This is a genomic window from Ammonifex thiophilus (assembly GCF_003368535.1).
GTDB classification, from domain to species: domain Bacteria; phylum Bacillota; class Desulfotomaculia; order Desulfotomaculales; family Ammonificaceae; genus Ammonifex; species Ammonifex thiophilus.
This window is the reverse complement of record NZ_QSLN01000030.1, coordinates 1-11996: the sequence shown is the minus strand read 5'-3', so window position 1 is coordinate 11996 and position 11996 is coordinate 1. Positions and strand designations below refer to the sequence as shown.

The 11996-nt window shown below is 60.5% G+C and carries 20 protein-coding genes and 1 tRNA gene; 20 read left to right on the top strand and 1 reads right to left on the bottom strand.

Annotated features, from left to right (window positions below; translation table 11 throughout):
* The 5 genes from DXX99_RS11585 to DXX99_RS10465 all read left to right on the top strand — a co-directional run.
* A partial coding sequence (locus tag DXX99_RS11585) for a hypothetical protein (RefSeq protein WP_165847835.1) occupies window positions 1-255 on the top strand: 255 nt, incomplete at its 5' end.
* A gap of 86 nt (window positions 256-341) precedes the next feature.
* Complete coding sequence (locus tag DXX99_RS10480) at window positions 342-854, top strand: metal-dependent hydrolase (RefSeq protein WP_115793428.1); 513 nt, start codon at window positions 342-344, stop codon at window positions 852-854.
* Window positions 851-967, top strand: a complete 117-nt coding sequence (locus DXX99_RS10475) for a DUF3789 domain-containing protein (protein ID WP_115793427.1) — start codon at window positions 851-853, stop codon at window positions 965-967. The genes DXX99_RS10480 and DXX99_RS10475 overlap by 4 nt, the downstream gene beginning before the upstream one ends.
* Window positions 968-1046: 79 nt before the next feature.
* The gene (locus tag DXX99_RS10470; RefSeq protein WP_115793426.1) at window positions 1047-1319 is read left to right on the top strand and encodes an HU family DNA-binding protein; all 273 of its coding nucleotides are present in this window, start codon (window positions 1047-1049) and stop codon (window positions 1317-1319) included.
* A 135-nt stretch (window positions 1320-1454) separates the two neighbouring features.
* Window positions 1455-2330, top strand: coding sequence for a radical SAM family protein (locus DXX99_RS10465; protein WP_115793425.1), 876 nt, complete (start codon window positions 1455-1457; stop codon window positions 2328-2330).
* Here DXX99_RS10465 and DXX99_RS10460 read toward each other — a convergent pair whose 3' ends face one another.
* Window positions 2331-3494 (bottom strand): three-Cys-motif partner protein TcmP, encoded by a 1164-nt coding sequence (locus DXX99_RS10460; protein ID WP_165847834.1) that lies wholly within the window; start codon window positions 3492-3494, stop codon window positions 2331-2333.
* Window positions 3495-3748: 254 nt separating this feature from the next.
* Between DXX99_RS10460 and DXX99_RS10455 the strand changes: the two genes are divergently transcribed.
* The 15 genes from DXX99_RS10455 to tnpA form a co-directional block, all read left to right on the top strand.
* Window positions 3749-4267: a restriction endonuclease gene (locus tag DXX99_RS10455; RefSeq protein ID WP_115793423.1), complete on the top strand. Its 519-nt coding sequence runs from the start codon at window positions 3749-3751 to the stop codon at window positions 4265-4267.
* 75 nt (window positions 4268-4342) lie between these two features.
* A complete protein-coding gene (locus DXX99_RS10450; protein WP_205664707.1) occupies window positions 4343-4972 on the top strand; it encodes a phospholipase D family nuclease in 630 nt (209 codons plus the stop codon).
* Window positions 4973-5169: 197 nt separating this feature from the next.
* Window positions 5170-6027 carry a tyrosine-type recombinase/integrase gene (locus DXX99_RS10445; RefSeq protein WP_115793422.1) on the top strand — a complete coding sequence of 286 codons (858 nt, stop codon included), beginning with the start codon at window positions 5170-5172 and terminating at the stop codon, window positions 6025-6027.
* Window positions 6028-6063: 36 nt separating this feature from the next.
* Window positions 6064-6140 (top strand) — tRNA-Trp (locus DXX99_RS10440).
* A 31-nt stretch (window positions 6141-6171) separates the two neighbouring features.
* The gene (locus DXX99_RS10435; RefSeq protein WP_115793421.1) at window positions 6172-6381 is read left to right on the top strand and encodes a hypothetical protein; all 210 of its coding nucleotides are present in this window, start codon (window positions 6172-6174) and stop codon (window positions 6379-6381) included.
* A gap of 105 nt (window positions 6382-6486) precedes the next feature.
* The gene (locus DXX99_RS10430; protein WP_134643012.1) at window positions 6487-6807 is read left to right on the top strand and encodes a hypothetical protein; all 321 of its coding nucleotides are present in this window, start codon (window positions 6487-6489) and stop codon (window positions 6805-6807) included.
* Between the two features lie 287 nt (window positions 6808-7094).
* Window positions 7095-8261 (top strand): RNA-guided endonuclease IscB, encoded by a 1167-nt coding sequence (gene iscB / locus DXX99_RS10425; RefSeq protein ID WP_115793419.1) that lies wholly within the window; start codon window positions 7095-7097, stop codon window positions 8259-8261.
* A gap of 43 nt (window positions 8262-8304) precedes the next feature.
* Window positions 8305-8547 (top strand): hypothetical protein, encoded by a 243-nt coding sequence (locus tag DXX99_RS10420; protein ID WP_115793418.1) that lies wholly within the window; start codon window positions 8305-8307, stop codon window positions 8545-8547.
* Window position 8548: 1 nt separating this feature from the next.
* On the top strand, window positions 8549-9169 hold the full coding sequence (locus DXX99_RS10415) for a hypothetical protein (RefSeq protein ID WP_115793417.1): 621 nt from the start codon (window positions 8549-8551) through the stop codon (window positions 9167-9169).
* A gap of 68 nt (window positions 9170-9237) precedes the next feature.
* Window positions 9238-9555 (top strand): LA_3696 family protein, encoded by a 318-nt coding sequence (locus DXX99_RS10410; RefSeq protein ID WP_134643011.1) that lies wholly within the window; start codon window positions 9238-9240, stop codon window positions 9553-9555.
* A 9-nt stretch (window positions 9556-9564) separates the two neighbouring features.
* On the top strand, window positions 9565-9840 hold the full coding sequence (locus tag DXX99_RS10405) for a UPF0175 family protein (RefSeq protein WP_165847833.1): 276 nt from the start codon (window positions 9565-9567) through the stop codon (window positions 9838-9840).
* Window positions 9837-10052, top strand: coding sequence for a hypothetical protein (locus DXX99_RS10400; RefSeq protein ID WP_115793414.1), 216 nt, complete (start codon window positions 9837-9839; stop codon window positions 10050-10052). The genes DXX99_RS10405 and DXX99_RS10400 overlap by 4 nt, the downstream gene beginning before the upstream one ends.
* Window positions 9989-10483: a nucleotidyl transferase AbiEii/AbiGii toxin family protein gene (locus tag DXX99_RS10395; RefSeq protein WP_165847832.1), complete on the top strand. Its 495-nt coding sequence runs from the start codon at window positions 9989-9991 to the stop codon at window positions 10481-10483. Before DXX99_RS10400 ends, DXX99_RS10395 begins: the two co-directional genes overlap by 64 nt.
* A gap of 91 nt (window positions 10484-10574) precedes the next feature.
* Complete coding sequence (locus DXX99_RS10390; RefSeq protein ID WP_134643010.1) at window positions 10575-11624, top strand: hypothetical protein; 1050 nt, start codon at window positions 10575-10577, stop codon at window positions 11622-11624.
* 124 nt (window positions 11625-11748) lie between these two features.
* A partial coding sequence (tnpA, locus tag DXX99_RS10385) for an IS200/IS605 family transposase (RefSeq protein ID WP_115793429.1) occupies window positions 11749-11996 on the top strand: 248 nt, incomplete at its 3' end.

Below are 11996 nucleotides of genomic sequence, written 5' to 3'. Positions count from 1 at the left end.
GCCCTGGGCACCTGCGCCTTCGGCTGCGGGCTGGTGATGGGGATGGTGGTGTACGCGGAGACCGGCAGGGTGCTCCCGGCCCTCGCCGCCGGGATGGTGGCCTGCTTCCCCGCCTGCCGGGGTTTCCGGGTGGTGAAAGACCTGTGGTGGCTTTTCTTCTACTACGGGGGCCGGGAACTGGAGAAAGTCTGGGTGGGACTGAGGCCCCGGCTGGCCCGGTGGCTGGAGGAGAGGGGCTGGAAACTATTGCCCTGAAAGGGGGGAAGGGAAATTTGCAAGCGGCTGGGCCTGCCTGCGCCTTTCCGGGCGCGGGACAGAGAGCTTGAAAGGAGCTGATACCTGTGCTCTGGCGTACCCACTTCTTAGCAGGAGCTGCCCTGGGAATCGCTCTCAGCTCCGGCCACGACCCGAAGGCCCTGGCCCTGTCGGCGTTTGTCGCGGGCGTTGCGGCGCTCCTGCCCGACCTTGACGACCCCCGGTCCTTCCTGGGCAGAAAAGCGTGGCCGGTGTCGGCGGGACTGAAGCTCGCGGCCGGCCACAGGGGCGCGATGCACTCCCTGGCGGCGGCGCTGGTTGCGAGCGCGGTGCTGGGCTTCTTTCTGCGCAGCCCGGTGCCCGAAGCCTTTTACCTGCTGCTGGCGGGCTACCTCTCCCACCTCCTGCTGGACACCCTGAACCCGGCGGGCGTGCCGTGGCTGTGGCCCCTGAAGTTCAGGTTCAGGGTGCCGGTCGTGGAGGTGGGGAGCGCCGTGGAGCGGCTGGTGCTGGTGCCGGCGCTCTTCTTCCTTTGCGCCTGGCTGTGGTTCCACTCTTGCCCGTCGATTTTCACACTGGCCGGGAGGTGCGTGCGTTGAGCATCGCCTGGTTCCTTGCAGGTGTCTTCGTCGGCGGCTTCTTTGGCTTCCTAACAGCCTGCCTGTGCCAGGCTGCCGGGCGGCAGGAGGGAGATGTAGAAGAGGATTTCTAGCAGAAAACGGCGAACCCGGCAGTTAGACTATGGAACAAAAAGCGCTGAAGCAGTTAGTCTTGGGAAGGAGGTGACACTTTTGAACAAGGCCGACCTTGTGGCCGCCGTAGCCGAGAAGTCGGGGCTGAAGAAGAACGAAGCAGCCAAGGCGGTGGATGCCTTTTTTGCTGTGGTCCAGGAGGCGCTGGCCCGCGGGGAGAAGGTGGCCGTACCTGGCTTCGGGGCTTTTGTGGTGATCGAGACGAAGGAAAAGAAGGCCCGCAACCCGCAGACCGGCAAGGAGATCACCATCCCTGCGGGCAAGGCCGTGCGTTTCCGGCCCGGCAAGCAGCTCAAAGAAGCGGTGAAGTAGCGGGATAAAGCGGTGTTGGGTCCCAGGGGCCGCCGGAAAAAGAATCACCCGGCGGCTCTTCGTTCTGGCAGAAGGAGAGGACTTTAAAAGAGACATATCGAATTTCTTAACAACTTGAGCAGGGAAGTGATTGTCTTGGCATCTAAAGCCGGAAAGAAGCTGGCCGGTACCGATCTGCCGGATCTGGTTTTCAGAAGAAGAAAGAGCCCTTTCGTGCGGCTCTTTACGAAGACTCCGCCGGGAGTGGTGTGCCCCCACTTCTACGAACTCATACTGTCCAACGGCTGCCCGTACGACTGTGCCTACTGCTACTTGCGACTCACGTTTCGCGGCAACAAGCACCCTGTGCTTTTCACCAACCCCTGGGAGGAAGTGCAACGGGAACTGGACGCCTGCGGAGACGGCGTTTTTTCCACGGGAGAACTGGCCGACAGCTTGGCAGTGGTCCCTCCCTTGCTGGCCCCAGCGGTGGAGTACTTCCGGACGAAGCCCGGCAAGTACCTGCTGCTGACGACCAAGAGCTGCAACACGGCCTTCTTTAAAGGGCTCAAGCCGACGCCGCAGGTGATCGTTTCCTTTTCCGTCAACGCGCCGGAGGTAGCGGAGCGTCTTGAGAGGCTTGCGCCTCCACCTTTGGCCCGCCTGAGGGCGGCGGCCAAGCTTATGGATTGGGGGTGGCGGGTGCGCATCAGGCTCGATCCAATAGTATGGGGGGGCGACCTGTTTTCTTACCGTTCCGTGTGCCGGGAAGTAAGGGCGCTGGGGGCAGAGCGCATCACCGTCGGCACCCTCAGACAGTACCCGGGGCTTTTCCGGTTCGCGCCCGGTGCTCCCCGAAAAGGTCTCCACAAGGCGTCCGATGGACGGATGAGGTATCCCTTGTCCGTTAGGCTTGGTGTGTACGAGCAAATTGCCGAGTGGTTGGGTATCCGGCCGGCCCTTTGCAAGGAAACAGAAGAAGTCTGGCAAGCCCTCGGCTGGACCTTCTGCGGTTGCAATTGCACTGTCTAACTAATCGGCGGAGAAATCTACGACCACTTTGCCGTTGGGGAAAGCCCCCTTCTTCTTGTAGGGTGCAAGCTTGATCCATCCCCTTCCGGAGTAGGCAGCTTCGTATTTACAGAGTTTTCCTTTCTCCTCCAAGAGGGTTAAGGCCCTGCGTACATGGTTGCTGGCATATATCGTTTCAATAACCGTCCACCGTTCTATTTCTCCCGGAGGAACAGCTTCTTGACCGCGAAAGTGTTTCCAGATAAGGCCAGCCAGTTCCTCCCAGTCGGGTTCTAGGGGAAAAAGCCAAGGCTGCTCCGGGCTGTGGGTATAGTCCGAAAACTGGAAGCTACCGTCTGGTGCAATTTTCCACATAGCCTGTTTCATGATGTCCAGGCCGTGCCAGTGTTTCGTCGCAAAGATAAGATAGTACAGTTCCCGGTTCCTAGCATTCCTCATCGTAAAGTGCAGGGTGTATTCGGCTCCGGCGTTTGCCTTAAGTTGCGATATGTAGAGTTCCCTAAGTCTTCTGCGGCGCTCAACTCCTTTCATCATCCTTAATTTTCGCCAGTTTTTGCAGCCATACAGAGCATCCAGGGTATTCTCATAGGCTGGTGTGCCCAGAAACCTGTTGACAGAGTCGACAGGGAAGTTGATCAAGATCTCTGCTTTGGTGCATTTCATAAGGCCGGAAATAAGTTCCATTGGAATACCCGAAGGACCGAAGGGGTCTATAAAGGCGAAGCAGGGAGGCAAGGACACACCATGAGTTTGGGTTATATCTAGCATTTCTTCCAGCGTAGCGCTAAATTTTCCTTTGATGACGGCGAAGACGGTTTTGCCTTCGTTTAGCTCGTAGATTGACTCGCCTGCTCTTAAAGGAGAATACCTCCGGATCAAAAGATCCTCCAGGTGATTGGCGCGGTCGTTGTTTCCCTCGATGAGGAACACTCCTATTTTACCAATCCGGTTTCTCAGTACGTGGTTGGTCACTATGTCGAGAATGACTACAGGTGACCCGGGCTTGCAGTCAGCGTACTCACCCGGTCCGGCGAAACCATCGATGATAAGAATCCGCTCGTTCCAGGTCCCGAGTTTCGGAATCCAGGCCTTGAGGTAATAGTCCAGGATCTTGTGCTTGGCTTCCGTGTGGGGAGCTTTTCGCCATATAAGCTTTCTTTTCACCTTTCTACTTCCTCCTGTCAGTAAGGGCTTTAGTCTTAGACTGTTAGACAAAGACGGCCTTTTTCCTCCTAAATATGGTCTAAAATCACAGAAATTGGAGCACCGTTCTAGGAAAGTAGGTTTGTTGTTAAGCCAGCTGCTGGATATGTGGTGACGAGAGAGGCGGCTAGAGGAGACGCGGGCATTATTCAGTGCTTGGCAAAGCCGCGAAAGTTTTTGGGGTGTAGTGCCGATATCCAGACAGGTGACCTGCTGTGCCGCCGGACATCTTCTGGGAAGGGATGAAAGGGTTCTTTGCCGTCCTCCTTGCTATCGGGCTGCCGCTTCTTTTTCTGGTCCTGCTGGTAGAAGGAATCAGGAGTCTTCCGGGCTGGCTTCTGGAGCTGCGGGCACGCCGCGCCGGGCTGTATGAAGTAGACGCCATGAGCGGGCACGAGTTTGAGGTGTGGCTGGAGGAACTGTTCCGGCGGCTCGGGTACCATGTGCGCAGGGTCGGGGGCGGGGGCGACGGTGGTGCCGATCTCATCCTCACGGGGCCTGACGGCAAGAGGATCGCCGTCCAGGCAAAGAAGCTCAGGTCCGGGCGCGTGGGCGTGGCCGCCGTATCCGAGGTCCTGCGCGGGCAGAAGATTTATAACTGCACCGAAGCCTGGGTGGTCACCAACCGGGGCTTCACAGAGCAGGCCCTGGAGCAGGCACCTAAGTGCGGGGTCAAGCTGCTGGATCGGAAGGATCTGGTGCGGCTGTCGGAAGCGGTCCGGTTGCACAGGTAGGAAGGAACAGGAATCGCTGCGGCGAATCCGGCATAATGTATAAACCGAAAACTCTGGACAAGGAGGATTCGTGACGTGAGAACCGTCGAGAACCTGAAGCGCTCCTTCCTCGCGATCCTTCTCCTGCTGGTGCTGCTGGCCGGCTGTGCCGGGAAGGCCGCCGAGAAGGCGGGCGCGGCCCTCCCCGCGCAGGAGAAGGCGGCCACCACTTCCCAGGTCCAGGCCGCGACCGCCGGGAGTATCGAGGTCTACTTCCCCCGGGCGGGGCAGGACCCGGCCCCTGTGCTCTGCGGGCTCATAGAGCGGGCGCAGTCCTCCTGCGACGTGGCGATCTACAGCCTCACCCACCCCGACATCGTGAAGGCCCTGGTGCAGGCCCACAAGCGGGGGGTGAAGGTCAGGGTCATCACCGACCGGGAGCAGGCGCAGGGCAACGTTCAGAAGCACGCCGTAAACACCCTGCTGCTGGCGGGCGTGCCGGTGAAGGTCAACACCCACCCGGGTCTCATGCACCTCAAGATGACGGTGATCGATGGCAAGGTAGCCACCACCGGCAGCTACAACTACACGAAGGCGGCCAGCGAGAAAAACGACGAGATGTTTGTGGTGGTGAAGGATCCGGGTTTCGTGAAGTCCTGCCAGGCGGAGTTTGACCGCATGTGGGCGGACACCAGAGACTTCCACTCTCTAAAAGCCGAAAAGTAGCCGGTTGCCATCCACAGACGGTTGCCGCCGGGTCGTCTGCCCGGCGGCTTTCCCTTTTGCGGGCACGGGACTTATACACAAAACGCAACTTTTGTGGACAGAAAGGCCTTTCCCAGGCCACAAAAGCCGCTTGAAAAGGTCTCTTAAGACCTGCTTTTCGTTCCACAAAATGTTCCGGCCCTTCCGGGAGGGATGAGATGCAACTTGAAGAAGCACTCAAAGCTTTCAAGCAGAGCTGCCTTTCCCGGGGGCTCTCTCCCGGCACGGCGGAGGTCTACCTGGGGCACGTCAAGCGCTTCTTTGAGTGGCTAGGCGATCCGGATATGGCAGAAGTCACGCCGTTCGACGTGTCCTCCTACGGGCGCTGCCTCCGGGAGAAAGGCAGGAAGCCCGCCACGGTCAACAACGCTTTAAACGCCCTCTCGTCCTTCTTCTCCTGGGCGAAGGAAGCGGGCTTCGTCTCTTCCGACCCCACCGAGGGGGTGAGGCAGGTCCCGGAGGACAGGCTCGCCCCCAGGTGGCTCGGCAGGAGGGAGCTCGGCAGGTTCCTGCGGGCGGTCCAGAAGCACGGGACCCCGCGGGACCGGGCCCTGGTCGCGCTCCTGCTGCACGCGGGCCTGAGAGTTTCGGAAGCGGTCTCTTTGAGGCTTGAGGACGTGGTGATCCGGGAAAGATCGGGCTCCGTGCGCGTGAGGGGCAAGGGCGGGAAGTTCAGGGAGGTGCCTTTGAACGCCACGGCGAGGCGCGTTCTCAAGGAGTACCTGGCGGAGCTCCCTCCTCAAGAAGGCGGGTGGCTTTTCCCGGGGAAGGACGGGAAGCACCTCACCCGCTTCGCCGTGGAAAAGCTCTTTGCCAGGCTCTCCCGCCTGGCCGGGGTGGAGGTGACTCCCCACAGGCTCAGGCACACCTTCTGCAAGTGGCTGGTCGACGCCGGGGAGAGCCTGGACAGGGTGGCGTGTCTCGCGGGGCACAGCAATTTGAACACCACCGCCCGGTACACCAGGCCGGGGATGGAAGACCTGGAGAGGGCGGTGGAAAAGCTGAGCTGGGAATGAAAAGAAGGGCCGGGAGTTCCGGCCTTTTTTCATTGAGGGGGAGTAGCTCAACGGCAGAGCGCGGGACTCCAGATCCCGGCTTGTGCGGGGTTCAAGTCCTGCCTCCCCCGCCACTTCAACCGTCCACAGAGGGGGGTAGAGGTTGTGGAAGCCAGAGAACACGTGCTCAGGACGCTGCTGAAGGTGTTTGACGCCCACTCGCGTTTCGTGCTCTCCTGCCTGGAGGAAGGGCAGGGCTGCCGGCCGGACAGTTTCGACGTTAACGGCACGCGGATCTGCTCGCACATCGACACCCTGCGGGTGCTGGGGAAGGAGATAATTGTGCTGGCTCAGGATCAAGACAAGGCAGAATAGGCTCTGTCCGGAACAGGCGGGTCGGGGGATTTCCCCGGCCTTTTTCTTTTCCTGGAGACAAAAATTTTGCCCGGGTACCAGCCCGGGAAAAGGGAGGGATTTCCGGTGCTGACGGTTTCTGAAGTCCTGCCGGAAGAAACACGAGTTGTCCTTCAGCGCCTTTATGCGGCACTGGAAGCGGAAAAAGAGCGGAGGAGGGAGGAGAGGCGCGCGCTGGGAGTACTCCTGCGGCATCGGGGTTTCCGCGAAGTGGTTTGCCGCTTTATCGATCCGGGTCCCCGGTTTGCCGTCGGGAGAAAGGTTTTGCGGGAGGCCGGCGTCCGGCTGCCGAGAAAGCTGGCTTCCCGGGTCATTAAGCGTGCGGAAGCTATCGTTCTAGAGGAAGAAACGGGAAAAAGGAGCTTCACTAAAGCTACCAACTCCTAACAACTATTGACAGTTTGGTAGCTTTGGCTTGAGGCTCTGAGACTGAGGGGGCGTGCCTCTGGCCGTAAGCTGAGCCCCTGGCAACAGGGGAAGTGAGGAGTCCCCCTACGTACCGGGGCTGCCTTTGAGGGTGGGCACTCCGGGGTGTTGCTCCAGCTCCGGACACTGCCGGCCTGCGGGGACGGAACCTGGCCCCATGTGGGTAGTCGGTGAACACCTTGTAGGCTAAAAGACATCCCGGTACATTGTCGAGGAGCAGAATCACCCGAAAAGGAGAGTGGCCTTAAATGGCCCCGACATCTGTCGGCTATCCGAAGGTCTTCGTGGTGGATGCGGAAGGGAAGCCGCTTTTGCCGTGCCACCCGGCCAGGGCGAGGAAGCTTTTAAAGTCCGGGAAGGCGGAGGTCCTACGCGGTTCTCCTTTTGCCATCAAGCTGAAACAGGCAGTGGAGAATCCGGTGGGCTCTTTGCGGGCCAAGGTCGATGACGGCTCAAAATGGGTGGGCATTGCGCTGGTCAACGAGTTCACCGGCGAGGTGGTCTTCCGCGGCGTCCTGGTCCAGCGCGGGGACGTGGTGCGCCTGCTCACCCTGCGGCGCGAGTACCGGAGGAACCGGCGGTACCGTGTCGTGCGGCACCGGGAGTGTCGGAACCAAAACAGGAAGCAGGTAGTTCCCTTTCCGAGCATTCGGCAGAAGAAAGAGGCAATCTACCGCGTCCTGGCAGACCTGGCGAAGATAGCGCCAATCTCCGGTGTAGATGTGGAACTGGTCTCGGTGGGCGTAAAAAATCCTGCTCTGCCGGGCCGGGATACACGGGAAAAGGTGCTGAACCGCGACGGCGCCTGCGTCCTGTGCGGTTCCACGGAAAAGCTCCAGCGGCACCACCTGGTGCCGAGGGCGAAGGGCGGCACGGACACGCCGGAAAACCAAGTCTTGCTCTGCGCGGAATGCCACCGGAAGCTGCACTCCGGGGAAGTCGTCTCGAGTAGGAAAGGAAAGACCTTCGCCTGGAGAGCGCATGCGGTACTGGGCAAGGCGTACCTTCTGGCCCTGCTCTCCTGCTTCGGCGAGGTCAGAGCGTGCGAAGGCTGGCAGACGGAAAAGTGGCGGGAAGGTCTTGGCCTGGCAAAGTCGCACGCAAACGACGCTTTAAGCCTCTTCCCGCCGGAAAGACTGCTTAAAATCTTCGGGCCGGAGCATCTTATTTACCCACTTCGCAGGCGCAGGTGGGAGGACAACCCCACGAAGACCTGTGAGGAAAGGAACGGTTTCCGTCACTGGGACGTGGTGCGGGCCGTGAGGGCGGGGAAGGTGGTGTTTGGGTGCGTGCGGAGCCTCAAGGCACGGGCCATGACCCTGCGGACGGCGGGGGACGGCAACTTCGAGGTGTCGTACTCGAAAGCGAAGCTCCTGCACCGTCCGCGCGGTCTGGCTTACGTGCCGGTCTGGTAGGCACTGACAGTACTTGACAGCAGCTTAGAAGGAGGGAGTAGGCATGAACCTGAGGGTTCTGGAGGAGTGCGGGAGGGTGGCGGAACTCGACCCCGCCACACTGCTGGACAGCATCGGGATAAACGCGTACTCGATCAACTGGGAAGAGAAGAAGGTGTTGCTCCCACTCCGGTATTTCCCCCGGGTGACGGAGTACTTCGGCGTGCCCACCGTCCCGGGGCAGGTGGCGGTCATCCGCTGCGGGTGGACCTGGATGTTGTGCGATCCCCTGCCGGAGGTGGCGTAGGGTGCTGAAAGACGACGTGCTGCTGAAGGCACTGGAGGAGCACGGCAGGCAGGGCCTGGTGGTGTCCTGCAAGAACGGCTTCGCACTGGTCTCCACGTCCATCTGGGTCCTAAAGACTCCGCTTCAGGAGCTCCAGGGGTGTAGCAAAAGCCTTGCATGGCTTGGTCGGCAAGGGGCCGTCCGGGAAGGGGTGGCGTTCGGCTCGGAAACAGGGCTGAGGTACGTGGACATGCTCTGGGAGCTGGTTAATGGCGTGAGGAAGAAAGTCGTTGTTCCCCTGGAGAAAAGAAAAGTCGTCCGGATCGGGGAGCAGGAATACCAAGCCTTCTCCGTGCCGGAAGGGTACCGGGACGACACCCCTCCGGTGGAAAGGAAGACAGTCCGGGTAGGAGCAGAAGAATTCCCTGCTCTTTCCGTATCCGACGGCTACCTTCTCCGGAAGAGGGGCGTTCTGGCCCTGAAGAGCGCCACCGACCTGTTCGACGGGCAGTGGTACGGCATCAGGTGCGAAACCTACCTGCGCGAGATGGTGCTTGCGGCGGGTGGGATCGATGGCGACCAGGTTTTCGTAGTGATGCCTTACCGGCCTCGGTACCCGGCAAAGGAGAAGCGGCAGGTGTAGGTTCTGCGGGCTTTACGGGGGCCGGGAAAGGGCAGAAATCTCCCGGTCCCCGGAGCCTGCGTGATACAATGGTGCTGAGAAGGCAGGGGCGAGGAGAAGTGGGGAGCATGGCCGAGTTCATCTACATTCCCGAGACCCTACGGGAAAGGCTGGGAGAGCAGGGCTCGAAAGAGCTGGTAGAAGTGCTCAACCAGGCCGCCAGGAGCCTGCGCGAGAGCATAAACGAATCGACGGTAGAAAGAATAGAGCGCCGCATCGCAGAGACGAAGACAGAAATTGTTAAGGAGATTGCCAACGCAAAGGCCGATCTGTTAAAGTGGATGTTTGTCTTCTGGGTAGGGCAAGTCCTGGCGATTATAGGCTTTCTCTACACTCTGTTGCGTTAGGTGGTCGGTGTGGTCCGGATAAGCGTTGAGCTGCCGGACGAAGTGCTGCAGCTTGTAGGAAACGAGGCCGGCCTGCGGCAGAGGCTGGCGGTGGCCCTGTACGCCGAAGGGTCTCTTTCGATGGCGGAAGCGGCCGAACTTGCAGGGATGGACTACATGGATTTCTGGGAGAGGGTCACCAGTCTGGGCTTGGGGCCCCGCTACACGCTCGAACACTACGAAGAAGACGTCAGGACCATGGAGGAGCTGGGGCTCCTTTCGTCCGGCGGGGGAGATAAGCCGTGAAGGCAATCGGCAGGAGAGACCCGGAAGAAGCGCCCCCCTTCGCGGAGTACTGGGACGGCTTCGTAGAGCTCGCCCTGGCACTTAGCGGCGGCGGTTTTCCCGTGCCGCGCGGGGTCTGGCGCTTTTCCACCTACGAGGAGGAGAAGGAGTGGGAGGACCGGATGCTGCTGGGGGAAGCTCCAGGAGCAGGCCCCCAACGAAAGAAGACCTGAAGGAAATCTGCCGCCGCTTCCGGGAGCTGGGCGTGCGGTACGTACTGGTCGGAGGGCTGGCCGTCAACTTCCACGGCAGGCCCCGGATGACGCACGACATCGACTTCCTGGTCGATCCATCGCCCGAAAACATTCAGAAGCTAAAGCAGGCCCTGCTAGTGCTTCCCGACAAAGCGGCGGAAGACCTTCGACCGGACGACCTGGAGAAGTACGGCGTCGTCCGGGTCGTGGATGAGGTCGTGGTGGACCTCATAGCCAGGATCGGCGACGTCGAAATAGACAATGCGGGGACCGTAGTCTTCGACCTGGAAGGGGAGCCGGTGGTGGTGGCGGACCTCGACACGCTGATCAAGACGAAGCAGGGCTTAAGGGAGCAGGACAAAGGAGACCTTTTCTTCCTGCTGAGTAAGAAGCGTAAGGAACTGCGGTAGGCACCGAAGCCAGGCCCGGGAAAAACCCGGGCCTTCCGCTTTTTCGGAAGCCTTCCGGCCCCCTAGTACGTTCCCGGAGGAGATGATAGCCGTGACCAGGCAGCTTACGCCCTTCACGGAAGGCGAGAACCTTACCTTCCCCGGCTGTGCCCGGGAAGGGGACCTGCTGGCCGCGCTCCTCTACTTCCCGGAGGACTACGCCCGCTACTTCGGCGGCTCTGTGGAGGACTACAAGGACTACCTGCTCGAACGCCACTTCTTCCTGGGAGACGTGGGCGGCGAGTTCGTGCGGGTGGTGACCGTGCCCTTCCTGCGGGAGGAGTTTTTGAAGTCCGGCTTGCCCGACACCCCGGAAAGCCATTTGACCTGGGCGTTAAAAGCGGCTAAAAACCCGGAGAAGCTTTTGAAGCTCAAGGAGAAAGTTGGTGTCCTGCCTGGGCCGCAGATGGAGGAGATGTTTTCTTGCCGGGTGGTCTTCGCCGCCTTCACCCTGCCGGTCCGGGGGATGAGCGACCTTTTCTACCTTCAGGGGAAGCTGAAAGCCAAGCTCGTCCGGCAGGTGGCGAAGAAACTGGAGGAAGCATTGCTTGGCGGCCTGCCGCGCTTCAGGGCGCTCTCCCGAAACCGGGCCTTCGGCGTGGGGCTGGCAATCGGAAATGCACTGGTCTCCGACGGGGCTGTTGAGGACCTGGCCTTCGTCCTAGAGGACAGGGGAGAGATCGCAGCCCCCGGCTTTGCTTCTATGAACGGGGCTTACCACGTGGAAGAAGCGCACCGGCCCGTCTGGCCGGAGGAGTTCGAGCCGGATGCGGAAACACTGCTCACCGTCTTCCTGCCGCTGGTCTTCGGTGGGGATATAACCACGGCTGCGGTGGCGGCCTCCAGGGTGGGAGAAGGAAAGCTCGGGAGGGAAGAAGCGGTCCTGCTCTTGCAGGAGCTGAGGGGGCTCTTCGGCAAGCTCCTCCCGGAGGACTACCCCTACCGGGCTAAGGCCCTTTCAACGCTCGTCCTAGTCCCGTCCTACAGGATTGAAGACTTTCTGGAGGGACTGCTGGACAGAGAGGTGCGGCTCGCGTCAAGGTTTCCCGGCCGCCCCACGCTGTGGGTGATCGACGGCGGCCGTGCACGGCGGGTGAAGTGAGAAAGGGTGGTCACGCGCGTGACCGAAAAACGGCCGCCGCAGGCCCCGCCCTTTAGGGCTGGGGATAAGGCGGCCAAATTTTTATGGGCTACAATTATATTGCCGCTTGTGGTATAATCATCTCATGAGGCGCCGATTTAAGTCCAACAACAATGTCGTGTATTCTTGCAAATACCATGTGGTCTGGTGCCCGAAGTACCGTCGTCCCGTCCTGAAAGACGGGGTGGACATGCGGCTCAAGGAAGTCCTCCACGAAGTGGCGCGGGAGAGAGGGGCCGAAATCATCGAGCTGGAGGTCATGCCGGACCACGTACACCTGCTGGTAGAGGTGGACCCGCAGTTCGGCATCCACCGTCTGGTGAAGTCCATGAA